21 protein-coding genes are annotated in these 21,606 nt (G+C 67.9%); 11 read left to right on the top strand and 10 right to left on the bottom strand.

Features of this window, described 5'->3' with window-relative positions; all coding sequences use genetic code 11:
• Positions 1-5 precede the first annotated feature (5 nt).
• The gene (locus DEQ92_RS10800; protein ID WP_004975221.1) at positions 6-653 is read right to left on the bottom strand and encodes a GNAT family N-acetyltransferase; all 648 of its coding nucleotides are present in this window, start codon (positions 651-653) and stop codon (positions 6-8) included.
• Complete coding sequence (locus tag DEQ92_RS10795; RefSeq protein WP_115805111.1) at positions 650-1,288, bottom strand: GNAT family N-acetyltransferase; 639 nt, start codon at positions 1,286-1,288, stop codon at positions 650-652. The genes DEQ92_RS10800 and DEQ92_RS10795 overlap by 4 nt, the downstream gene beginning before the upstream one ends.
• 198 nt (positions 1,289-1,486) lie before the next feature.
• Here DEQ92_RS10795 and DEQ92_RS10790 point away from each other — a divergent pair, with 198 nt between their 5' ends.
• The 3 genes from DEQ92_RS10790 (at position 1,487) to DEQ92_RS10780 (ending at position 4,579) form a co-directional block, all read left to right on the top strand.
• On the top strand, positions 1,487-1,879 hold the full coding sequence (locus tag DEQ92_RS10790) for a hypothetical protein (protein WP_004975218.1): 393 nt from the start codon (positions 1,487-1,489) through the stop codon (positions 1,877-1,879).
• A 65-nt stretch (positions 1,880-1,944) separates the two neighbouring features.
• Positions 1,945-3,408 carry a replication factor C large subunit gene (locus tag DEQ92_RS10785; RefSeq protein WP_004975215.1) on the top strand — a complete coding sequence of 488 codons (1,464 nt, stop codon included), beginning with the start codon at positions 1,945-1,947 and terminating at the stop codon, positions 3,406-3,408.
• Between the two features lie 109 nt (positions 3,409-3,517).
• Positions 3,518-4,579, top strand: coding sequence for a zinc-binding dehydrogenase (locus tag DEQ92_RS10780; RefSeq protein WP_004975212.1), 1,062 nt, complete (start codon positions 3,518-3,520; stop codon positions 4,577-4,579).
• Positions 4,580-4,616: 37 nt separating this feature from the next.
• On the opposite strand, the gene DEQ92_RS10775 is transcribed toward DEQ92_RS10780, so the two are convergent.
• The 5 genes from DEQ92_RS10775 to DEQ92_RS10755 all read right to left on the bottom strand — a co-directional run bounded on the left by DEQ92_RS10775 (position 4,617) and on the right by DEQ92_RS10755 (position 8,395).
• Complete coding sequence (locus DEQ92_RS10775) at positions 4,617-4,847, bottom strand: hypothetical protein (RefSeq protein WP_004975210.1); 231 nt, start codon at positions 4,845-4,847, stop codon at positions 4,617-4,619.
• Positions 4,848-4,917: 70 nt separating this feature from the next.
• The gene (locus tag DEQ92_RS10770) at positions 4,918-5,646 is read right to left on the bottom strand and encodes an amino acid ABC transporter ATP-binding protein (protein WP_115820758.1); all 729 of its coding nucleotides are present in this window, start codon (positions 5,644-5,646) and stop codon (positions 4,918-4,920) included.
• Complete coding sequence (locus DEQ92_RS10765) at positions 5,643-6,476, bottom strand: amino acid ABC transporter permease (RefSeq protein ID WP_050459615.1); 834 nt, start codon at positions 6,474-6,476, stop codon at positions 5,643-5,645. Before DEQ92_RS10765 ends, DEQ92_RS10770 begins: the two co-directional genes overlap by 4 nt.
• A gap of 49 nt (positions 6,477-6,525) precedes the next feature.
• Complete coding sequence (locus DEQ92_RS10760) at positions 6,526-7,338, bottom strand: basic amino acid ABC transporter substrate-binding protein (RefSeq protein ID WP_115820757.1); 813 nt, start codon at positions 7,336-7,338, stop codon at positions 6,526-6,528.
• Positions 7,339-7,603: 265 nt separating this feature from the next.
• Positions 7,604-8,395, bottom strand: coding sequence for a COX15/CtaA family protein (locus tag DEQ92_RS10755; RefSeq protein ID WP_193363460.1), 792 nt, complete (start codon positions 8,393-8,395; stop codon positions 7,604-7,606).
• A gap of 222 nt (positions 8,396-8,617) precedes the next feature.
• On the opposite strand from DEQ92_RS10755, the gene DEQ92_RS10750 reads away from it, so the two are divergent.
• On the top strand, positions 8,618-9,724 hold the full coding sequence (locus tag DEQ92_RS10750) for a Xaa-Pro peptidase family protein (RefSeq protein ID WP_004975200.1): 1,107 nt from the start codon (positions 8,618-8,620) through the stop codon (positions 9,722-9,724).
• A gap of 131 nt (positions 9,725-9,855) precedes the next feature.
• Positions 9,856-12,111, top strand: coding sequence for an NADP-dependent malic enzyme (locus tag DEQ92_RS10745; protein ID WP_004975197.1), 2,256 nt, complete (start codon positions 9,856-9,858; stop codon positions 12,109-12,111).
• 175 nt (positions 12,112-12,286) lie between these two features.
• Here DEQ92_RS10745 and DEQ92_RS10740 read toward each other — a convergent pair whose 3' ends face one another.
• Together DEQ92_RS10740 and DEQ92_RS10735 are read right to left on the bottom strand one after the other, a co-directional pair.
• Positions 12,287-12,994: a twin-arginine translocase subunit TatC gene (locus DEQ92_RS10740; RefSeq protein ID WP_004975195.1), complete on the bottom strand. Its 708-nt coding sequence runs from the start codon at positions 12,992-12,994 to the stop codon at positions 12,287-12,289.
• A 147-nt stretch (positions 12,995-13,141) separates the two neighbouring features.
• Positions 13,142-13,780, bottom strand: coding sequence for a ribonuclease HI (locus tag DEQ92_RS10735; RefSeq protein ID WP_004975191.1), 639 nt, complete (start codon positions 13,778-13,780; stop codon positions 13,142-13,144).
• A 199-nt stretch (positions 13,781-13,979) separates the two neighbouring features.
• Between DEQ92_RS10735 and DEQ92_RS10730 the strand changes: the two genes are divergently transcribed.
• The 6 genes from DEQ92_RS10730 to DEQ92_RS10705 all read left to right on the top strand — a co-directional run bounded on the left by DEQ92_RS10730 (position 13,980) and on the right by DEQ92_RS10705 (position 21,209).
• Positions 13,980-15,566, top strand: coding sequence for an ABC transporter substrate-binding protein (locus DEQ92_RS10730; RefSeq protein WP_004975189.1), 1,587 nt, complete (start codon positions 13,980-13,982; stop codon positions 15,564-15,566).
• 3 nt (positions 15,567-15,569) lie between these two features.
• Positions 15,570-16,568, top strand: coding sequence for an ABC transporter permease (locus DEQ92_RS10725; protein WP_004975185.1), 999 nt, complete (start codon positions 15,570-15,572; stop codon positions 16,566-16,568).
• 6 nt (positions 16,569-16,574) lie between these two features.
• Positions 16,575-17,639 (top strand): ABC transporter permease, encoded by a 1,065-nt coding sequence (locus tag DEQ92_RS10720; RefSeq protein WP_115805106.1) that lies wholly within the window; start codon positions 16,575-16,577, stop codon positions 17,637-17,639.
• Between the two features lies 1 nt (position 17,640).
• On the top strand, positions 17,641-18,834 hold the full coding sequence (locus DEQ92_RS10715) for an ABC transporter ATP-binding protein (protein WP_004975181.1): 1,194 nt from the start codon (positions 17,641-17,643) through the stop codon (positions 18,832-18,834).
• A complete protein-coding gene (locus DEQ92_RS10710) occupies positions 18,827-20,158 on the top strand; it encodes an ABC transporter ATP-binding protein (protein ID WP_115820756.1) in 1,332 nt (443 codons plus the stop codon). Before DEQ92_RS10715 ends, DEQ92_RS10710 begins: the two co-directional genes overlap by 8 nt.
• A 115-nt stretch (positions 20,159-20,273) precedes the next feature.
• Positions 20,274-21,209, top strand: coding sequence for a DMT family transporter (locus DEQ92_RS10705; protein ID WP_004975175.1), 936 nt, complete (start codon positions 20,274-20,276; stop codon positions 21,207-21,209).
• A 9-nt stretch (positions 21,210-21,218) separates the two neighbouring features.
• Here the strand turns inward: DEQ92_RS10705 and DEQ92_RS10700 are convergent, their stop codons facing one another.
• On the bottom strand, positions 21,219-21,500 hold the full coding sequence (locus tag DEQ92_RS10700) for a hypothetical protein (protein WP_004975172.1): 282 nt from the start codon (positions 21,498-21,500) through the stop codon (positions 21,219-21,221).
• Between the last annotated feature and the right edge of the window lie 106 nt (positions 21,501-21,606).

Raw genomic sequence — 21,606 nt, 5'->3', positions numbered from 1 at the left:
CGGGGTCAGCGAACGTCGTCGGGGTCGACGTCCCAGCGGAACTCGGCGTCGTAGTCGCCGCCCGTCGCGTCGAGCCAGTCCTCGCGGGAGACGCTGTAGCGGAGTTCGTCGGCCGGGTCGCCGTCGATGACGATGCTGTTTCGCTCGCGGCCGTCGAGGCCGCCGCCGAGCGCCGCCGTGTACTTCTCGATGGCGCGCTGGGACTTTTCGTTGTCCGCGACGTGCGACACCGAGACGACGTCGAGGTCGAAGGCGTCGAACGCGAGCGCCGCCAGCGCCGCGGCGCGCTCGCCCGAGTAACCGCGGCCCCAGTGACGCGGCCGGAGCCACAGGCCGAGTTCGCCCACGCGGCGGTCCCACTCGGTGTGGAGGCCGCCGAACCCCGCAATCTCGCCCGCACCTTCCTCGCCCTCGCGCGGGATAATCGCGTAGTCGGCGCTCTCCGCGTCGGTCCAACTCGACTCCCCGCGGTCGAGAAAGTCCTTCGTCACCTTCGGCGTCTCGTGGCGCGACCACGGCATGTACCGGGTCACGTCGTCCATCTCGGGGGCCGAACACAGGTCGTAGGCCTCGTGGACGCCGACGTGCTTCGGGCGGCGGGCGACCAGTCGGAGCCGCGGCGTCTCGACGACTTCGGGAAAGAGCTCGCTCACTCGCGACCCTCCCAGCGGAACTCGGCGTCGTAGTCGCCGCCCGTCGCGTCTTCCCACTGTTCGCGGGTCACGGACCAGCCGCGAACGTCGCGCGGCGTCCCGTCGGCGTCGACGGTTTCGTTGGGGAACAGCCCGTCTTCCTGCCCGCCGAAGCGGTCGGTGTACTTCTCGATGGCTCGACACGACGCCTCGTTTTCGGGCATGGCGTACGCGAGCGCGACCTCGAGGTCGAGCACGTCGAAGACGGCGGCGAAGAACGCGGCGGCGCGCTCGCCCGAGTAGCCGCGGCCCCAGAACTCCTTTCGGAGCCACATGCCGAAGACGGCCCGGCGCTTGTCCCACTCAGGGTTGAAGCCGGCGGTGCCCGCGAACTCGCCCGCGCCGTCCTCGCCGTCGCGCGGGAAGACGGCGTAGATGGCGTTTTCGGCGGACTCGTGGCCCTCTTCGGCCTGTTCGAGGAAGTCCAGCGTCTCCTTGGGCGTCTCGTGGGGACCCCACGTGACGAACTCGGTCTCCTCTTCGATGGTGTCCGACCGCGAGGCGGCGAAGTGTTCGTACGCGTCCAACGGGTCGACGACCTCCCGCGACAGGGCGCGGAGCCTGAGCCGCGGGGTCACGATTTCGTCGGGAAACATGGAACGGAGTCCACTCGGAGGGCGCTAATAAGTTTTCTGAACATTGACACGTGTCGGCACGGGACAGTGTCCGGCGAGCGGCCGCGGCCGACAGAGCAGTCGGATTCGAACACGTTCCGGTCGCACACACGTTCTCCCGCGCGAGAACGCGGAGATGCGTATTTGTGGCCGGAGCGCGTCTGACAGAAGGGAGTCGCTATGGACTGGGAGCGAACGGTCGGCGGCTACGCGCTCGTCATGGGAGCCGTGACGCTCGCCATCTGGGTGTTGACCGTCGAGCGCGGACCCGTCATGGAACCGCGGACCGACCCGTTCGCGCTGTTCGCGTCGCTCGTGTTGGGCGGGCTGACCGGCGTGTCGCTTCTGGCGACGGGCGTCGGACTCGTTCGGAGCCAGCTGTGGGCGCGGCCGCTCAGCCTCGTCGCCTTCGGTCTGCTGTTCGCCGGCGTCATCGACAGCGCCGGCTACTACGCCGGTGTCGGACGAGTCGGCGTCGTCGTGGCGCTGTTCGTCGTCTGTCTCACCACGCTCGCGGCGCTCGGGTGGTCGCTCGTCGACGCCCGGAACCGGGCGCGGCGGGCGGCGTGGTGAGTCCGCGTCCGCCCAGTGCGCGGCGCTCCGCAACCACTAAACGCGCCTCGGTCCTCCTTCCGGTAATGGTAGACTGGACGGAGAAGTACCGCCCATCGACGCTCTCCGAGGTCCGCGGCAACAACAAGGCCCGTGACGCCCTCGCGGAGTGGGCCAAGACGTGGGACGACCACCGGGAGGCCGTCGTCGTCCACGGGAGCCCGGGCATCGGAAAGACCTCCGCGGCCCACGCGCTCGCCGCCGACATGGGCTGGGAGACGGTCGAGCTGAACGCGTCGGACCAGCGGACCGGCGACGTCATCGAACGCTTCGCCGGCCGCGCCGCCAAGAACGCGACGCTCGCCGGTTCCTCCGCGGGCACGTCCACCCGGCAGTTGGTCATCCTCGACGAGGCCGACAACATCCACGGCAACTACGACCGCGGCGGGGCCAGCGCCGTCACCCGGCTCGTCAAGTCGTCGAGCCAGCCCATCGTCCTCATCGCAAACGAGTTCTACGACATGAGCCGCGGGCTTCGGAACGCCTGTCAGGAAATCGAGTTCCGCGACGTGTCCGCCCGCTCTATCGTCCCCGTCCTCCGCGACATCTGCCGCAAGGAGGGGCTGGCGTTCGAGTCCGACGCCCTCGACCGCATCGCCGAGATGAACAGCGGCGACCTGCGGTCGGCCGTCAACGACCTACAGGCCATCGCCGAGGGCCGCGAGGAAATCACCGAGGAGGACGTGGTCATGGGCGACCGCGACCGCTCCGTCGGCCTGTTCGAGTTCCTCGACGCCGTCCTCAAAGAAAAGTCCGCACAGGAGGCGCTCTACACCGCCTACGACGTGGACGAGACGCCCGACGACCTCACGAAGTGGGTCGAGGACAAGGTCTCGCTCGTCTACGAACCCGACGAACTCGCCCGCGCCTACGACTTCCTCGCCAACGCCGACCGCTGGCTCGGCCGCGTGCGCGCCACGCAGAACTACTCCTACTGGCGCTACGCGACCGACAACCTCGCCGCCGGCGTCGCGGCCTCCCGCGACCGGACCCGCGGCGGGTGGACGCGTTACGGCGGCGCACCCTACCGCTCGACCCGCGACAAGACCCGCGACACCGTCGTCCGAAAAATCGCGGAACAGGGCGGCTTCAGCATGGCGACCGCCCGCCGCGAGGTCCTCCCGTACCTCTCGGCTATCACCCACCACTGCAAGCCCCGCGAGCTGACCGTCGCCATGGCCGCCTACTACGAGTTCGACGAGTCCCACGTCTCTTTCGTCACCGGGAGCGGCGAGACGACGAACAAGGTCCAGTCCATCGTCGAGGACGCCGGCGAACTCCGCGAGGAACTGGTCGAGGCACACGCCGGCGGCGCGTTCGCCGGGATGGAGGACGTGGCCATCGAGGGCGACGCCGCGGCCGCCGACGGCGATGGTGGCGGCTCCGACGACGTGCTCGACCGGGACGCCGACGCCGACGAGTCGACCGAGAGCGACGAGTCCGACGCCTCGACCGACGACGGGCAGTCCGGCCTCGACGACTTCTTCTGAGGGACCGTTCGCTGCGTCCCCGCGCGATTCCGCCGCGTTTCCACCGCTTCCCGCCGCCCGAGATTGACGCCACGCGGAGCTTTTTGGGGCCGCCCGACGAACCGCGCGTATGAGAGCCGCAGTCCTCCGCGAACACGGTGAACCGCTCGACGTGACCGAAGTCCCCGACCCGACGTGCGACCCCGACGGCGTCGTCGTCGAGGTCGAGGCCTGCGGCATCTGCCGGAGCGACTGGCACTCGTGGATGGGCCACGGCGAGTGGGCAAACGACGCGGTTCCGTCCGGACAGATTCTCGGTCACGAGCCCGCGGGCCGCGTCGTCGAAGTCGGCGAGCGCGTCGAGACAATTGCGGAGGGCGACCGCGTCGCCTTGCCGTTCAACCTCGCGTGCGGTTCGTGCGGCTACTGTCGGACCGGCCACGGCAACGTCTGCACGGGCGACCACCCCAACGCCCTCGGCTTCGAACTCTCCGCGCAGGGCGCGTTCGCCGACTTGGTGCATCTCCCCTCCGCCGATTACAACGCGATTCGGCTCCCCGAGGGCGTCTCGCCGACCGACGTGGCCGCGCTCGGCTGCCGGTTCATGACCGCCTACAACGCCCTCGACGCCCGCGCCGGGCTCCGCGCGGGCCAGTGGGTCGCCGTCCACGGCTGCGGCGGCGTCGGCCTCTCTGCGATTCAGGTGGCGAACGTCCTCGGCGCGCGGGTCGTCGCCGTCGACGTGCGCGACTCCGCGCTGGACGCGGCCGCCGACCTCGGTGCGGACGCCGTCGTCAACGGCTCCACGGAGGACCCGGTCGAAGCCATCCGGGGGCTGACCGACGGCGGGGCGCACGTCTCGCTCGACGCGCTCGGCGTCGCGGAGACCTGCCGGAACTCGGTCCGGTCGGTCCGGCCGCGGGGCTCGCACGTGCAGGTCGGGCTGACGACCGAGGCCGAAAAGGGGAACGTGTCGCTGCCGACCGACTGGATGACGAGACACGAGGTGTCGTTCCTCGGCGCGCGCGGGATGCCGCCGACGAGCGCGGACGACCTGCTCTCGCTGCTCGCGTCGGACGCGGTCGACCCCGGGTCGCTCGTGACGAAGACCGTCTCGCTCGACGAGGTTCCCGAGCGGCTGGCCGCGATGACCGACTACGACACCGTCGGCGTCGAAGTGATGGTTCCGTAAAACAGGGCTGTCGTCGGTTCGGACGCTCGGTGCCGGCTCAGGGCGTCGGCGTCGGCGCTCGACGTTCTTCGGTCGCCTCGTCGTCCAGTCCGCGCCAGACGACCTCGCCGCAGTCCGGGCAATCGAGTCGGACCGTCCGGCCGTCGTGCGTCTGTTCGGGCCACTCGTCGATACCGGCGGCGCGACCGCAGGTCTGACAGAAGAGAACGGCCTTGGTGTGTTCGCAATCGGGCGGTTCGTGACTGAATTCGCGGGGAGCGTAGTTCATGCCGCAGCAAGCGGCGTTTCGGGGGATAAGCTTGTTGGAAGAATCCGGGTGTGTGCCCGGCTACCCCGGCTCAGAGCAGTTTCGAGAGGAACTGCTTGCCGCGGTCGGTCTTCGGGTTCTCGAAGAACACCTCGGGCGGCGAGTCCTCGACGACTTTGCCGTCGGCCATGAGGACGATGCGGTCGCCGACCTCGCGGGCGAAGCCCATCTCGTGGGTGACGACGAGCATCGTCATGCCCTCCTCGGCGAGGTCGTGCATCACGTCGAGCACCTCCCCGACGAGTTCGGGGTCGAGCGCGCTCGTGACCTCGTCGAACAGCATCACGTGCGGGTCCATCGCGAGCGCGCGGGCGATGGCGACGCGCTGTTGCTGGCCGCCGGAGAGCTGGTTCGGGTAGGAGTTCGACTGCGCGCGGAGGCCGACGCGGTCGAGCAGTTCGTCGGCGCGGCGCTCGGCGTCGCCTTTCTTGAGACCCTTGACCTTCGTCGGGGCGAGCGTCACGTTCTCCCGCGCCGTCTTGTGCGGAAAGAGGTTGAAGCTCTGGAACACCATGCCGATGCGCTGGCGCAGGCGGTTGATGTCGGCGTCGGCCGCGGAGATGGACTGGCCTTCGAGGCGAATCTCGCCGTCTTGAATCTCTTCGAGGCGGTTCGCACAGCGAAGCAGCGTCGATTTCCCGGACCCCGAGGGGCCGATGATGACGCACACTTCGCCCTCTTCGACGTTCAGGTCGACGTCTTTCAGGACGTGCGTCTCGCCGAAGTACTTGTCAATCTCGTCGAATTCGAGGAGACTCATCGGCGGTCACCTCCCCAGTCGGCGCGGGCCTCGAGGTGGTTGACGATTTTGCCGAGCGGAATCGTAATCATGAGATAGGCGATGGCGACGAGGATGATGGGCGTCCACGGGTCGAACGTGGTCGAGTTGACGTTGCGGAACGCGCTGATGAGTTCCGGGATGGCGATGACCGTCAGGAGCGACGTGTCCTTCACGAGGATGACCTGGTCGTTGCCGATGGCGGCGAGCGCGTTACGCCACGCCTGCGGGAGGACGACCTCGCGCATGCCCTGCACGTAGGACATCCCGAGCGAGCGGGCGGCCTCCATCTGTCCCTCCGGGACGGCGTCGATGCCGCCGCGGACGGCCTCGCCGACGTAGGCGGCGTGGTTGAGCGTCAGTCCGATGATGGCCGTGGGGTACCCCCAATCTGAGATGGGGAACTGCCCCGGCGGCCAGAACGCCGGAATCCCGACGTAGATGACGAGCAACTGGAACAGAAGGGGCGTGCCCCGGAAGAACTCGACGTAGGCGGTCGCAACGGAGTTCGTGAACTTCGTGTTCGACACCCGACCGAGTCCGACGAAGACGCCCGCGGTGACGGACAGCAGGCTCCCCACGAGGACGATGCCGAGCACTCGCAGGAACGCGTTGACGAACTGCGGGTGGATAATCTCCACGAAGAGTTCGAAATCGACCTGCGTGAAGATAATCGCCGCGATGAACCCGCCGACTCCGAGCGTGAATAGTCCCGCGACAGCCGCCCCCAGTCGCCTGAGCGTTTTGTCGTTCAAAAACTGCTCTTGGTACTCACCGTCGCCGGTTCGCCCCTCGGAGTAAGATTCAGCCATTGGTAGTGTTTCTCACGGTAGTGGGATAAAAAACGCGTCCTGGTTCGGGTTACCCGGAGAAGTACTCCGAGTAAATCTCGTCGTACGTCCCGTTGTCGCGGATGGTCTGGAGCGCGCCGTTGACCTCCTCGCGGAGGTCGTCGTCGTCCTTCCGGAAGCCGATACCGTACTCCTCGACGGTGAGGGTGAGGTACGGTGGGGCGTTCTCCTTGCCCTGTTCTTCGGCGGCGCCGGCTCCCTCGAGGAACCGGACGTTGTCGCTCTGCTCGACGAACGCGGCGTTGACGGTGTTGTCGTTGACGACCGCGCTGACCTGGTTGTTCCGGAGCGCGTCGAACGCGCCGGTCACCTGGTCGTAGCTCTGAATCGTCAGGTCGCCGCCGAACTCCTCTTTGAGGCTGGTCGCGGCGCTCTCGCCGGTCGTCCCCTTCTGGACGCCGACGGTGACGCCCCGGAGGTCCTCCTTCGAGGAGATGTCGCTCTGGTTGAGGACGATGACCGTCTGGTACGCCGTGAAGTACGGGTCCGAGAAGTCGATCTGCTCGGCGCGGTCCTCGGTGATGGTCATCGCGGACATGATGACGCGGAAGTTCCCGTTGTTGAGCGAGGGAATGATGCTGTCGAAGCTCGTCTTCTGGAACTCGTGTTCGTAGCCGAGTTCGTCGGTGAAGACGGCCTGCGCGATGTCGACGTCGAAGCCGACGAGTTCGCCCTCGGTCGTCTCGTACTCGAACGGCCGGTACGGGATGTCCGAGCCGATGGTAATCGTCTCGCTACCGCTGCCGCCGCCGCCGAGACAGCCGGCCAGCGTGAACGCGGCCGCGGCCCCGGCGGAGCCCTTCAGAAAGGTGCGACGTTCCATAACAGCCCTCAGGTAGCACAGCCCCGTATAACACTTCTTCGGTCCGTTCGTCAATTCGTTCCGATATTGACGAAAAATATCCGGGAATTGTGTAGATGGGTGGGATATATCTCCAACCGCGAAACGTCGTCACCCCTTCGTTGGTCTCGGATTGTCGTACAACTTCTGGCAATACTGTTGTAAATATTGCCTCGATTGGGACGAGTATTGAAGGCATCTCCGACACCCGGGCGAGCGCACGACAGATCTGGTTGCGGTCCGCTCGTCAGTCCGCGTCGTTCGTCGCGCCGGCCTGCGGTACCGGAAGCCCGCCGCGGACGAGCACCGCCGCGCCGACGACGAGGACGAGCGCGAGGACCGTCCCGCCGAGGTGGGCGAGTTCGAGCGCCGGGCCGTACACCTGCCGGCCGGCGATGAGGAGCGCGACGACCACGACGCTCGCGGGCGCGGTGACGAATCTGAGCCGGCCGTAGGCGTCCGCCCGCGGGCCGTGGGCGGCGTTCGCCCAGAGAGTGACCGCGAGGAGCGCGGCGTAGGTGGCGAGGCCGACGACGTAGTAGACCGCTTGCGTCGTCGGGCCGAAGGAGACGAACGCGTGGGGCGCGAGGACGAGCATGACGGGCGCGCCGACGAGCGCCAGTCTCACCGCGTCGGCGATGCGGGGGATGCCGCGGTCGACGAGCCCCCACGCCGCGGCGGCGACGACGGCGGTGAAGATGGAGGTCGCGACCACGTAGTGGGCGGTGAGGATGACCCACTCGTACTCGGTGACGGTGAGCGCCCCGAGGACGATTTGGAACGGGAGGATGACCGTGGCGACGACGAGCGCGTAGCGGACGCCTTTCGCGACGCCCTCGCGCCACGCCTGCACGGTCGTCCCGAGGATGAGGAAGCCGGTGAGCATGGCGACGAGGCGGTGGAACCACTCGATGAAGCTGCCCCAGTTGGCCGGGAACAGGCCGAGGAAGCCGTCGCAGAACGGCCAGCGCCCGGCGCAGGTGAGGCCGGCCCCCGAGGCGGCGGTGTACACGCCGAGGACCATCAGGACGCCGGTCATCGCGGCGGCCCCCGCGAGGAGGCGGCGAAGCCGAGGTGTCATACGCGTGGCTCGGGACCGCGCGAACTTATATCTCGTCGGTATGGTCCTCGAAGGCGTCACCCCGGAGCGCCGCCCCGTGGCTGGCACCGGTCGGAACCGGTCGGCTCCGGACGCCCCGACGGGCTTCGTCCCACTTGTCCGAGCCGTCCCATTCAAGTCGGTTCGGTTGGACGCGCGAACATGGACGAGCGACTCGAATCCCGAGCGGACCGACTCGATGGCTACCTCGACGACAACGGCCTCGAAGCGGTCTGGTTCGCCCGACCGAACTCCTTCGCGTGGCTCCTCGGCGGCGACAACGTCGTCGACCGCGACTCGCCTTTGGGCGTCGCCGCCGCCGGCTACGACGGCGACGAGTTCCACGTCGTGACGGACAACATCGAAGCGACCCGGCTGCTCCACGAGGAAGTACCCCACGAGGACGTTCGCGTCCACCGCTTCCAGTGGTACGAGGGCTCGCTGGCGTCCGGCGTCGAGGCGGTCTCGCCGACCCCCGCCGCCGCCGACTTCGACGTGCCCGGCTTCGAGGACGTGGACGCCGCGGCCGTCCGCCAGCCGCTTTCCGACGCCGACATCGAGGCCTACCGCGAACTCGGCCGCGACGCGGCGAGCGCCGTCGAGCGGGTCTGTCGCGAACTCGAACCGGGCGACACGGAACACGAGGTCGCCTCCGGTCTGAAAGTCACGCTCAGCGCGATGGGTATCGAAGCGCCGGTCGTGCTCGTCGGCAGCGGGCGGCGGGTCCAGAAGTACCGCCACTACACGCCCAAACAGGAGGAACTCGGCGACTACGCGCTCGTCTCCGTGACGGCCCAGCGCGGCGGCCTCTACGCGAGTTGCACGCGCACCGTCGCGTTCGACGCGCCCGAGTGGCTCGAAACCCGGCACGAGGGGGCGATGCGGGTCGAGACGGAGGCGCTGGCCGCGACCCGAAAGGCCGCCGTGGAAGGCGGCACCGCCGGCGACGTGTTCGACGCCATCCGTGACGCCTACGACTCGGTCGGCGAGTCCGAGGAGTGGCTGAACCACCACCAGGGCGGCGCGGCCGGGTTCGCCGGCCGCGAGTGGTTCGCCACGCCCGACGCCGACGACGAGGTCCGCGCGCCGATGGGTTACGCCTACAACCCGACCATTCAGGGGGCGAAAAGCGAGGACACGGCGCTCGTCACCGACGAGGGCGTCGAAGTGCTGACCGCGACCGGTCGCTGGCCGACCCGGACCGTGACCGACGCCGAGGGGACCGTCGAACTCGAACGCCCGGAAATTCTTCACATCGAAACGGAGTAATTTTTCGAGCGGAGCGGCGTCGATTCGCCGTCCCGACCTCGCCGCCGTCCGGTGAGGATTCGACTATTGTCGAAGTCAAAATTCGACGTTGTTGAATAGCTTTTTGCCCCCTGCGTGAGGACGTGTGGGTCATGGGACTGGACGACGACTCACGGGAATATCACAGACAAGACCCGCCCGGAAAAATCGAGATTGCGACGACGAAGCCGACGAACACGCAGCGCGACCTGAGCCTGGCGTACTCGCCGGGCGTGGCCGCGCCGTGTCTCGACATCGCGGAGGACGAAGACGCCGCCTACGAGTACACGGCGAAGGGCAACCTCGTCGGCGTCGTCTCGAACGGCTCCGCCGTCCTCGGGCTGGGGGACATCGGGGCGCAGGCGTCGAAGCCGGTGATGGAGGGCAAGGGCGTGCTGTTCAAGCGCTTCGCCGACATCGACGTGTTCGACGTCGAACTCGACATCGCCGACGTGGACGACTTCGTGGCGGCGACGAAGGCCATGGAGCCGACGTTCGGCGGCATCAATCTGGAGGACATCAAGGCCCCGGAGTGCTTCGAAATCGAACGACAGCTCCGTGAACAGATGGACATCCCCGTGTTCCACGACGACCAGCACGGCACGGCCATCATCTCTGGCGCGGCGCTTCTGAACGCCGCCGACATCGTGGACAAGGACCTCGACGACCTCGACATCGTCTTCTCCGGCGCTGGCGCGTCCGCGCTCGCGACGGCGCGGTTCTACGTCTCCCTCGGCGCGAAAAAGGAGAACATCACGATGTGCGACTCCTCGGGCATCATCACCGAGTCGCGCGTCGAAGCGGGCGACGTCAACAAGTACAAAGCCGAGTTCGCCAAGCCGGTCGACGAGGGCTCGCTCTCCGACGCCATGGAGGGTGCGGACGTTCTCGCGGGGCTCTCGGTCGGCGGCGTCGTCAGCCAGGAGATGGTGCGGTCGATGGCCGACAACCCCGTCATCTTCGCGATGGCCAACCCGGACCCCGAAATCACCTACGAGGACGCGAAAGAGGCCCGCGAGGACACCGTCATCATGGCGACCGGGCGCTCCGACTACCCGAACCAAGTCAACAACGTCCTCGGGTTCCCCTTCATCTTCCGCGGCGCGCTCGACGTGCGCGCGACCGAGATTAACGAGGCGATGAAGCGCGCGGCCGCCGAGGCGCTCGCCGAACTCGCCCGACAGGACGTGCCAGACGCGGTCGTCAAGGCCTACGGCGACCACCCGCTCCAGTTCGGTGCCGACTACGTCATTCCCAAGCCGCTCGACCCCCGCGTGCTGTTCGAAGTCGCACCCGCGGTCGCGCAGGCGGCGATGACCTCCGGCGCGGCTCGCAAGCGCCTCGACATGAACGCGTACCGCGAGCGCCTCGAAGCCCGGCTCGGGAAGTCCCGCGAGATGATGCGCGTCGTCCTCAACAAGGCGAAGTCGAACCCCAAGCGGGTCGCCCTCGCCGAGGGCTCCAACGAGAAGATGATTCGCGCCGCCTACCAGATGCAGGAGGAGGGCATCGCCGAGCCCATCCTCGTCGGGAAGACGACGACGATTCTGCGCAAGGCGGAGGAGTTGGGCCTCGACTTCGACCCGACCATCGCCAATCCCCGCGACGGCGAGTGGGACCACTACGTCGACCGCCTCTACGAGCTTCGCCAGCGCAAGGGAATCACGAAGTCCGAAGCGGAGGAACTCGTCCGCCGCGACTCGAACTACTTCGCCAGCGTCATGGTCGAGGTCGGCGACGCGGACGCGATGCTGACGGGGCTGACTCACCACTACCCCTCGGCGCTCCGCCCGCCGCTGCAGATTATCGGCACGGCCGACGACGCCAACTACGCGGCCGGCGTCTACATGATGACGTTCAAGAACCGCGTCGTCTTCTGCGCCGACACGACGGTCAACCTCGACCCCGACGAGGAGATTCTCGCGGAGATTACGAAGCACACGGCGGAGCTGGCCCGCCAGTTCAACGTCGAACCCCGCGCGGCGCTGCTCTCGTACTCCAACTTCGGGAGCGTCACGAACGAGGGGACGCGCAAGCCCCGCGACGCCGCGGCGCTCCTGCAGGACGACCCCGCCGTTGACTTCCCGGTCGACGGCGAGATGCAGGCCGACACCGCCCTCGTCGAGGACATCCTCGAAGGCACCTACGACTTCGCGGAGCTCGACGACCCCGCGAACCTGCTCGTCTTCCCGAACCTCGAAGCGGGTAACATCGGTTACAAGCTCCTCCAGCGCCTCGGCGGCGCGGAGGCCATCGGTCCGATGCTCGTCGGCATGGACAAGCCGGTCCACGTCCTCCAGCGCGGCGACGAAGTCAAAGACATCGTCAATCTGGCGGCGACGGCGGTCGTGGACGCGCAGGAAGAGTAACGGACCCGAGCGAAGCGAGGGATTTTTTGGTCCAGCTTTTTCCGGGGAGGGTGAGCGGAGCGAACCCGAACCGAAAAAAGCTGGTCGTTCGAGCTGGCGGCGACGGCGGTCGTGGACGCGCAGGAAGAAGAGTAACGTAACGCGCAGTCGGTCTTCGGATTTTTCGGCGAGTCGCTCACCCGAACTCGACCCACGCGACGGCGACGCCCAGTCCGACCGCGGGCGGGGCCGCGTAGAGCGCGAACGTCGTCGAGTCCGGCGGCGAGAAACACGCGGCGAAGGCGACGAGACAGAGGAGCGACAGCCCTCTCGTCCCGCCGGCGAGTCGACGAGAGAGCGCGCCGGCGCGGCGTAATCCGAGCAAGAGCGGAGCGACGGCCGCGCCGCCGCCGACCGCGGCCGGGAAGAACAGTTCGAGTTCGAGCGCCGACTGGCGGGAGTCGGCCGTAACGCGGCCCCACTCGACCAGGAGGTCGAAGAGCGCGGGCGCGACCTGACGCGCGGCGGCGGTTCCGACGAGGAACCCCGCGGCGGCGAGCGCGAACCAGCCCCACGCGGCGCGGATATCGACTGCGGGGTCGCGCTGGGCGAGAAACACGAGCGAAGCGCCGGCGGCGAGGAGGCCGGCGAGCACGCCCAGTTCGAGGCGAACGAGCAAGGCCGGGCCGCCGGCGGTAACGACATCCGTCGAAACACCGGCGGTCGGTGAGACGCCGGCGGCCGGTGACAGGATTCCGGGGTCGCGGACGGCGGCGAAGACGAAACCGGCCGTCGAGAGGCCGGTGGCGACGAGTCGGCGTGCGTGGCGTCTCGCGGCCGCGCCGAGCGGCGAGAGTCCGCGTCGCCGCGGGTCGAACGTGTCGACGGTCTCCGCGGAGTCCATGCGATAGCGTCGTCGCTCCGCGTTGTCAACTTTTTGACGAAGTAGTGACCGGCCGTCGACGAGGCGACGGCCCGATGAGACGGCTCGCGCTCGGCGGCCCACCCGACGGAGGCGGGGGCGAACGCGGTCGCCGTCGACGCCTCGCGCTCAGTCGCTCGCGCGTCCCTCGAACCGCGAGGGCGGGAGATAGCTCACGTCCGTGCCGGAGTCCGTGTCGAACTCCGGTGGGTCGGGGAGCACGCAGCGGTCGGGCCGCCGGTTGACGTGTTCGTACTCCCCCGGCGCGTTCGCCAGCGGGTGCGCGGGGTTCTCGCGGCTGTCGATTCGCGCGGCGCGAAGCTCTTTGAACCCGGCGATGCGGGCCTGAATCCCCCGCCAGTGGTGTTCGCTGCCGGCGGGAACGACGATGCGCTTCGGCGACTTCCAGTCGGGATGGTCGCCGGCGAGCACCGCGTTGTTGACGTTCGCGGCGAGGTCGTCGTGGTCGACGAGGACGCCGACGCGAGCGCCCGGCGGCGCGCGATTGGCGAGCACGTCCAGTCCGAGGTGGAGCGCGCGATACTCCGAGACGTTGTTGTTCGGCGGCACGTCTGGGAGCGCGATACGGGCGACTCGCTCGCCGTCGCGGGTCTCTATCACCGCACCGAGTCCGCCGCCGTTCGGGCGGTACGACCCGTCCGTCGCGACGTAGAAGTGTCGTTGGTGCGTGCGCGGCGGGTGTGCGATGTGAGGCGTCGGCGACTCGTCGAACAAGTCCCGAAGTGTGGGACGGCCGGTCACGGCCATACGAATCGTTCGGCGATAGTCCCTAATAAACGTACCCCGTGTTCGGGGGGTGATGACTCGGGAGCATAACTGCGCACAATATATGGGCAGAACGCTATGCGGGAGCCGAATCACAGGCAATGGATATAAGAACGACCGACGCAATCTACCTTCGATGGCTGATACCAATTCACACATTAGTCGACGGTCGTACATTAAGTTGGCAGGCGGCGCGGCGGCGTCGGCGGCGCTCGCGGGCTGTTCCGGCGGCGGCGGCGAGGAGACCGAGACCACCGAAACGACGACGACCGGCGGCGAGGAGACCGAGACCACCGAAACGACGACGACCGAGGACAGCGGCTCGTTCGACGTGACCATCACGCAGGGCCAGATGCCCTCCGGCCTCGACCCGCACGACCACCGCGAGACGACGACCGACATCGTCGTCCTCCACGCGTACGAGGGCGTCCTGACCCGCGACGCGGCGGGGTCGATTCAGACCGCACTGGGGACGAACTACGAGCGCATCGACGGGGAGAACGCGGTCCGGTTCGACCTCCGCGAGGACGTCACGTTCCACAACGGCGACGAACTCACCCCCGAGGACGTCGCGTACAGCATCAACCGCGTCGTCGACGAGGAGGTGAGCTTCGCCAGTCCGCAGAGCGACCAACTCGCCGGCGTCGCCGGCGCGGAAGTCATCGAGGGCGAGAACGCCGTCAAGGTCAACAACTCCTCGCTCAACCCCATCGTGTTCTCCGAGTTCGCGACCTACCTCGACGTGATGCAGCAGTCGTGGGTCGAGGAGAACGACAAGGCGTACATCGGTCAGAACATGAACGGTACCGGACCGTTCCAACTCGATTCGTACACCGAAGACGAGGAGGTCGTCCTCACGGCGTACGAGGACTACTGGCAGGAGCCCGCGGCGGTCGACACCCTCACCTTCCGCGCGGCGTCCGAGGCCAGCACTCGCGTCAACCAACTCCTGCAGGGCGAGACCGACCTCATCGTCAACGTCCCGCCCCAGGAGGTCCAGCGCGTCACCAACTCCGACAACGCGCGCGTCGCCGCGGCCCCGTCGACCCGCATCATCTACAACGGGATGCGCTACGACGTCGAACCGTTCGACTCGGTCGAGTTCCGGCAGGCGATGAACTACGCCATCGACCTCGAGAGCATCGTCCAGAACGTCCTCGGCGGCTTCGGCGCGCAGACGGGCCAGCCGACGCTCCCCGAGTTCGTCGGCCACAACCCCGACCTCGACCCGTACCCGTACGACCCGGACCAGGCGGAGCAGTTGGTCGAAGAGTCCGGCTACGCCGGCGCGGAGATCGAACTCAACACGCCGGTCGGCCGCTACCTGAAGGACCTCGAAATCGCGCAGGCGGTCGCGGGCTACATCGACGAGCTACCGAACGTCACGGCGACGGTTCGCCAGCGCGACTTCGGGTCGCTCGTGGACGAACTGCTCGCGGGCAGCATCGAGGCCCGCCCGCCGTGGTTCCTCATCGGCTGGGGCGAGGCGACGTTCGACGGCGGCCTCGTCATGGAGGCGCTTCTCGCCTCCGACGGGACGCTCACGACGTGGCAAAACGAGGAGTTCGACGCGCTGCTCGAACAGGCCGGCAACCAGTCCGGCGAGGAGCGCGAGGCGACCCTCCAGGAGGCGAACGCGATGGCCCACGAGCAGTGCCCGTGGATATTCCTGAACCAGCAGTACAGCGTCTACGGCGTCAACGACGCCATCGCCTGGGAGGCCCGCTCCGACGAGCGCATCGACGCGTACGCGATGAGCCAGCAGTAGTCGATGTCGCTGTCGAGGTTCCTCATCAAACGCTCGCTCCAGGGGCTGTTCGTCATCTGGGGGGTCATTACGGTCGTCTTCGGCCTCCGGTTCATCTCGCCGGGGGACCCGGCGAACGTGCTGTTACCGCCCGACGTCGACCCGGAGGTAAGGGCGCAGGTCATCGCCGAACTCGGGCTGAACGAGCCCCTGTACGTGCAGTACTGGCAGTTCGTCTCGGGCATCCCGTTCGGCGACCTCGGCCTGTCGCTCGTGACCCGAACGCCGGTCGCGGCGCGCGTCGTCGCGAAGCTCCCGGCGACGCTGGAACTCGCCATCGCGGCGACCGTCGTCGCCGTCGTCATCGCGATTCCGCTCGGCGTCCTGTCGGCCACGCGGCGTCACCAGCCCGCGGACTACGGCGCGACCGTGTTCTCACTGGTCGGCATCAGCACGCCCAACTTCTGGCTCGGGGTGATGCTCATCCTCGTGCTCGCGGTCCAGTTGAACCTGTTCCCGACGAGCCAGCGCCCCATCGGCCTCGACGGCATCGCGATGCTTCTCGTCGGCGGTGAGGCGGGCGCGGCGATACGTGGCTTCGTGACGTGGCTGTGGCACATCACACTGCCAGCAATCACGCTCGGGACCTACTTCACCGCGCTCATCACGCGACTCACCCGCAGCGGGATGCTCGACCAGCTCGGGCAGACGTACGTCCGCGCGTCGCGGGCGAAGGGGCTCCCGGAGACCCTGGTCCGCTACAAACACGCGCTTCGGAACACGCTCATTCCGGTCATCACCGTCATCGGCCTCCAGCTCGGCACGCTCATCGGCGGGGCCGTCATCACGGAGGCCGTCTTCGCGTGGCCGGGGCTCGGGACGCTCATCATCAACAGCATCAACGCCCGCGACTGGCCGGTCTTACAGGGCTCGCTCATCGTCGTCGCGGTCGGGTTCGTCCTCGTGAACATCCTCGTCGACGCCCTGTACGCCTACGTCAACCCGCAGGTGGCCTACGATTAACGCTCTATGATATCGGAACGCACACGCAGAAACCTTCGTCGGGAACTCAGACGGAGTCTCCTCGCGAAGCTCGGCATCGTCGTCGTCATCCTCATGGTGGCGATGGCCGTCTTCGCCCCGTTTATCTCCCCGTATAGCCCGTCTCAACAGAATCTCGATAACTCCCGACAGCCGCCGCTCGGCTTCAGCACCAAAGAGACGAAAGAGGTGACGAAGATGGAAGACGGGAGCGTCGTCATCGAGGACGGTCAGGTCGTCACCGAGACGCAGACCGTCTACACGAACGCGACGGCCGCCCATCCGCTCGGCACCGACGGCAATGGGCGGGACATCCTCTCGCGCATCATCTACGGCGCGAGAACGTCCATCCTCGTCGGGTTGTTCGGCACGTCGCTCGCGGCGCTCATCGGCGTCCTCGTCGGGCTGTCAGCGGGGTTCTACCGCGGTCGCGTGGACGACCTCCTGATGCGGAGCGCGGACATCATGCTCGCGTTCCCCTCGCTCGTGCTCGCGATCGCCCTCGTCGGCGTCTGGGGGCAGGCCCAAGCGCCCATCCCCGACCCCTTCGTCGCCACCGGACTCGCCCCGGCGTTCCGCTCGGCGGTCGGGTTACCGACGGGAATGCCCGAGACGGTCGTCCTCCCGGGGACGGTCATCGTCGTCGTCGCGCTCGTCAACTGGGTGTGGTTCGCCCGCGTCGCCCGCGGCGAAGCGCTCTCCATCCGCGAGGAGGAGTACGTGAAGGCCGCGAAGGCCCTCGGCGCGAGCGACGGGCGGACGATGCTCAGACACGTCCTTCCCAACGCCATCACGCCCATCCTCGTGTTGGCGACGATTCAGGTGGCCGCCATCATCCTGCTCGAATCGGCGCTGTCGTTCCTCGGCTTCTCCGGCGCCGACGTGTCGTGGGGCTTCGACATCGCCCTCGGCCGGCAGTACCAGTCCACCGCGTGGTGGATTTCGACGATGCCCGGCCTCGCCATCGTGGTGACGGTCATCGGGCTGAACCTCGTCGGCGACTGGCTCAGAGACGCGCTCGACCCCGGCATCGAAGGGGAGGGGGGCGTCTGAGATGGCCGACACGATTCTCAGCGTCCGCGACCTCTCCACTCGGTTTTTCACCGAGGAGGGGCAGGTCAACGCGGTCGAGAGCGTCTCGTTCGACGTCGAAGACGGCGAGATATTCGGCATCGTCGGCGAGTCCGGGTCCGGTAAGTCCGTGACCGCGCTCTCGGTCATCGACCTCATCGAATCGCCCGGCCGCGTGACCCAAGGCGAGATATGGTACCGCAACGCCGACCTCGCCGAGGAGTTCCGCGGGTCGAAGCCCGAGGCCGTCGACGGCGACCTCGTGGACATCCGGCGGCTCCCGAAGGGCGTCCGGCGGTCGCTCCGCGGCCCGTCGTTCAGCATGGTGTTTCAGGACCCGATGAGCAGTTTCAACCCCTCGATAACCGTCGGCGAGCAGATAGCCGAGGCGGTCGAGGTCCAGCGCCGCGCCCGGTCGAACCCGCGAAGCACGCGCTCGCGGACGCAGGGTTACGGTCTCGGTTCGCTCCTCGTGGACTCGCTTCTCCCCTCGAAGAGCTACGTCGACGACGAGAGCATGGACCGCGCGGTCGAACTGCTCGACCAGGTCGGTATCCCCGACCCCGAGGACCGCGCCGAGGAGTACCCTCACCAGTTCTCCGGCGGGATGCTCCAGCGGGCGATGATCGCCCAGGCGCTCGCCGGCGAACCGGACATCCTCATCGCCGACGAGCCGACCACCGCGCTCGACGTGACCATCCAAGCCCAGATTCTCAACCTGCTTCGCGACCTGCAGGAACAGGAGGGGATGAGCATCCTGATGATTACCCACGACTTGGGCGTCATCGCCCGGATGTGCGACCGCGTCGGCGTCATGTACGCCGGGGAAGTCGTCGAGCGCGGCCCGCTCGCCGACATCTTCGACAACCCCGTCCACCCGTACACGCAGGGACTGTTGGGGTCGATTCCGGACGTTGACGACCCCTCGGGTCGCCTCGAACCCATCTCGGGCAACGTGCCGAGCCTTCTCGACTCGGAGATGCCCGACGCGTGTTACTTCGCCGACCGGTGTCCCAAAGCCATGACCGACTGTCTGACCCGCATCCCCGAGTACGAACTGGACGGCCGACACAGCGTCAGGTGCGTCCTCGCCGAACAGGAGTACGACCCCGCGGACGCCGTCGATTCGGCCGACGCGGCCGATGCGGTCGACCGAGAGGTGAACGCCGATGACTGAGCCGCTCCTCGCGGTTCGGGACCTCCAGAAGTACTACTTCGAGCAGGACTCGTTCGTCGACAGCCTCCTCGGGCGCGACCCGACGAGCGTGAAGGCCGTCGACGGCATCTCCTTCGAGGTCGAACGCGGCGAGACGCTCGGCCTCGTCGGCGAGTCCGGGTGCGGGAAGTCCACGACCGGCGAGACGCTGCTCCGACTGCGCGAGGCGACCGGCGGCGCGGTCACCTTCGACGGGGCGAACGTCTTCGAGATGGACGACGACGAACTCAAGGCGTTCCGCAGGGACGCCCAAATCGTCTTCCAAGACCCGTTTTCCAGTCTCGACCCGCGAATGACCGTCGGCGACATCGTCGCCGAACCGCTGAAGATTCACGGGATTCCCGAGTCCGCCGACGGCGAGTCGAAACGCGAGTGGCGGCGCGACAAGGTCGCCGACCTGTTGGAGCGGGTCGGCCTCTCGGCGAACCACCTCGACCGCTACCCCCACGAGTTCTCCGGCGGCCAGCGCCAGCGTATCGGTATCGCCCGCGCGCTCGCGCTCGAACCGGACTTCATCGTGCTCGACGAGCCGGTGTCGGCGCTCGACGTGTCCGTGCAGGCGCAGGTGCTGAACCTGCTCGACGACCTCCAATCGGAGTTCGGGCTGACGTACCTCTTTATCGCCCACGACCTTTCTGTCGTCCGCCACATCTGCGACCGCGTCGCCGTGATGTACCTCGGCAACGTGGTCGAACTCGGCCCGACAGACGAGCTGTTCGAGTCGCCGAAACACCCCTACACGAAGGCGCTGTTGGAGAGCGTTCCCCGGCCCTCCACGGCCGAACACGGCCGGCGGGTCGAGGCGCTGTCGGGCGACGTGCCGTCGCCGCGAAACCCGCCGTCGGGCTGTCGCTTTCGGACGCGGTGCCCGCAGGTCATCCCCCCTGACGACCTCGACATCGAACAGGGGACCTACCGCGCCGTGATGGACCTCCGCGACGCCCTGGCGGTCGGTGACGTCAACCCGGACCACATCTGGGACGCCGCCGACCCCGACCGAGCGGACACGGAAGCGTTCATCGAGGAGGCGCGCGCGCGACACGTCGACGCCGAACTCCGCGGCGAGGTCGCGGGCGTCGTCGACACGGCGCTCGGCCACCTCGCCGAGGGCGAGGCCGACCGCGCCGGCGAGACGCTTCGGGAACGCTTCGAGAGCCCCTGTGAGACGCGTCGCCCCGCCGTCGGCGAGGCGCCGCACCCCGCGGCGTGTCACCTCTACGAGGGCTCCGACGAGGTGACCGTCATCGAGACGAACGCCGGCGCGGCCGCCGAGGCCGACGACTGAGCGACGACGGACGACTGGTGTGTTGGCGGTGGCCGGTGGGCGATTCTCGCCCCGCGGCACCGGCGAAACCACCCCGTAACGAAACGTTCAGGCCCCCACCGGGCGCACCATCGCTGTGACACGGTACCGAAACCTCGGTCTGTTCGTCGTCCTCGCCGCCGTCTGGGGGTCCGCGTTCATGGCTATCAAAGCCGGACTCGAGTTCTTTCCGCCGGTGCTTTTCGCCGCCCTCCGGTACGACGTGGCGGGGGTGGTGATGCTCGCCTACGCGCTGTACGCCACCGACTCGCCGCTTCCGCGCGGCAGGGCCGAGTGGACGGAAGTCGCCATCGGCGCGGTCTTCCTCATCGCCGCCTACCACGCGCTCTTGTTCATCGGCGAGACCGACCCGGGCGTGACGAGCGCCGCCGCCGCGGTCATCGTGAGTCTCAGCCCGGTGCTCACCACTGGATTCGCGCGGCTCTTGCTCCCGAGCGAGCGGCTCACCGCGCTCGGCGTCGTCGGCCTCCTCCTCGGCCTCGTCGGCGTCGCGGTGCTCTCGGGGCTCGACCCGAGCAACCTCCTCGCCGGCGGCACGGTCGCGAAGCTCCTCATCTTCGGCGCGGCCGCCGCCTTCGCCCTCGGGTCGGTGCTGACCCGCCGGGTCGACTCCGAGCTGTCCATCGAGACGATGGAGGCGTGGTCGATGCTCCTCGGGGCGGGACTGATGCACGTCGCGTCCGTCGCACTCGGCGAGCGTCTCGGCTCGGTCGTCTTCAACGTCCAGTCCGTCGCCGCGCTCGGGTACCTCTCGCTCGCGGCGAGCGCGCTCGGCTTCCTCATCTACTTCGACCTGCTCGACCGCCTCGGCCCCATCGAAATCAACCTCGTCTCGTACGTCGCGCCCGTCTTCGCGGCGCTTTCGGGGTGGGCGTTCCTGAGCGAAGTTCCGACCCCGTCGACGGTCGGCGGGTTCGCGCTCATCTTCCTCGGGTTCCTCCTCCTGAAGCGCGGGGCGATTCGGCGCGAACTCCGCTATCGGTTCGGCGACGGCGTCCGCGCGACCGACTGAAAAGCGCGGCTACGCGTCCGCCCGCTCGACCGAGTCCACTTCGCCGACCATCCTCCACCCGTTTTCACCGGGTCGCTGTTGACCGACGACGACAGCGTCGTTGTCCTCGGTCGTCGCGAACCGGTAGACCGCGTCGTCGCCGTCGCGTCGGCCCTCGGCCTGAAACTCCGTCTGGAAGAACTCCGCGCTCTCCAGCGTGAACGTGCCGTCTATCTCCTCGCCGACGGTGAGGTGCATGGCGTTCGGGTGGATGTTGTACATGCGCTTTGCGACGCGATTGAGGTCTGGCATCGCATCGACAGTCGCGCCGGCGGGCTAAATCCCTGCTCCCTGCGGGACGATGCCGGTCGAAGCGTCGCCCGCCCGACGGTCCACACGGGGGCCACCGAGCGCACCG

Origin of the sequence: Haloferax sp. Atlit-6N, from assembly GCF_003383195.1 — an archaeon.
Classification (GTDB): Archaea; Halobacteriota; Halobacteria; order Halobacteriales; family Haloferacaceae; genus Haloferax; species Haloferax gibbonsii.
The sequence above is the reverse complement of the archived record's forward strand: the minus strand, read 5'-3'. Positions and strand labels throughout refer to the sequence as shown.

What these genes read in the sequence shown, in the direction of transcription:
- DEQ92_RS10795 (WP_115805111.1), bottom strand. Translation starts at nt 1,288, where the DNA reads ATGTTTCCCGACGAAATCGTGACCCCGCGGCTCAGGCTCCGCGCCCTG.
- DEQ92_RS10790 (WP_004975218.1), top strand. Translation starts at nt 1,487, where the DNA reads ATGGACTGGGAGCGAACGGTCGGCGGCTACGCGCTCGTCATGGGAGCC.
- DEQ92_RS10785 (WP_004975215.1), top strand. Translation starts at nt 1,945, where the DNA reads ATGGTAGACTGGACGGAGAAGTACCGCCCATCGACGCTCTCCGAGGTC.
- DEQ92_RS10780 (WP_004975212.1), top strand. Translation starts at nt 3,518, where the DNA reads ATGAGAGCCGCAGTCCTCCGCGAACACGGTGAACCGCTCGACGTGACC.
- DEQ92_RS10775 (WP_004975210.1), bottom strand. Translation starts at nt 4,847, where the DNA reads ATGAACTACGCTCCCCGCGAATTCAGTCACGAACCGCCCGATTGCGAA.
- DEQ92_RS10770 (WP_115820758.1), bottom strand. Translation starts at nt 5,646, where the DNA reads ATGAGTCTCCTCGAATTCGACGAGATTGACAAGTACTTCGGCGAGACG.
- DEQ92_RS10765 (WP_050459615.1), bottom strand. Translation starts at nt 6,476, where the DNA reads ATGGCTGAATCTTACTCCGAGGGGCGAACCGGCGACGGTGAGTACCAA.
- DEQ92_RS10760 (WP_115820757.1), bottom strand. Translation starts at nt 7,338, where the DNA reads ATGGAACGTCGCACCTTTCTGAAGGGCTCCGCCGGGGCCGCGGCCGCG.
- DEQ92_RS10755 (WP_193363460.1), bottom strand. Translation starts at nt 8,395, where the DNA reads ATGACCGGCGTCCTGATGGTCCTCGGCGTGTACACCGCCGCCTCGGGG.
- DEQ92_RS10750 (WP_004975200.1), top strand. Translation starts at nt 8,618, where the DNA reads ATGGACGAGCGACTCGAATCCCGAGCGGACCGACTCGATGGCTACCTC.
- DEQ92_RS10745 (WP_004975197.1), top strand. Translation starts at nt 9,856, where the DNA reads ATGGGACTGGACGACGACTCACGGGAATATCACAGACAAGACCCGCCC.
- DEQ92_RS10740 (WP_004975195.1), bottom strand. Translation starts at nt 12,994, where the DNA reads ATGGACTCCGCGGAGACCGTCGACACGTTCGACCCGCGGCGACGCGGA.
- DEQ92_RS10735 (WP_004975191.1), bottom strand. Translation starts at nt 13,780, where the DNA reads ATGGCCGTGACCGGCCGTCCCACACTTCGGGACTTGTTCGACGAGTCG.
- DEQ92_RS10725 (WP_004975185.1), top strand. Translation starts at nt 15,570, where the DNA reads ATGTCGCTGTCGAGGTTCCTCATCAAACGCTCGCTCCAGGGGCTGTTC.
- DEQ92_RS10720 (WP_115805106.1), top strand. Translation starts at nt 16,575, where the DNA reads ATGATATCGGAACGCACACGCAGAAACCTTCGTCGGGAACTCAGACGG.
- DEQ92_RS10715 (WP_004975181.1), top strand. Translation starts at nt 17,641, where the DNA reads ATGGCCGACACGATTCTCAGCGTCCGCGACCTCTCCACTCGGTTTTTC.
- DEQ92_RS10710 (WP_115820756.1), top strand. Translation starts at nt 18,827, where the DNA reads ATGACTGAGCCGCTCCTCGCGGTTCGGGACCTCCAGAAGTACTACTTC.
- DEQ92_RS10700 (WP_004975172.1), bottom strand. Translation starts at nt 21,500, where the DNA reads ATGCCAGACCTCAATCGCGTCGCAAAGCGCATGTACAACATCCACCCG.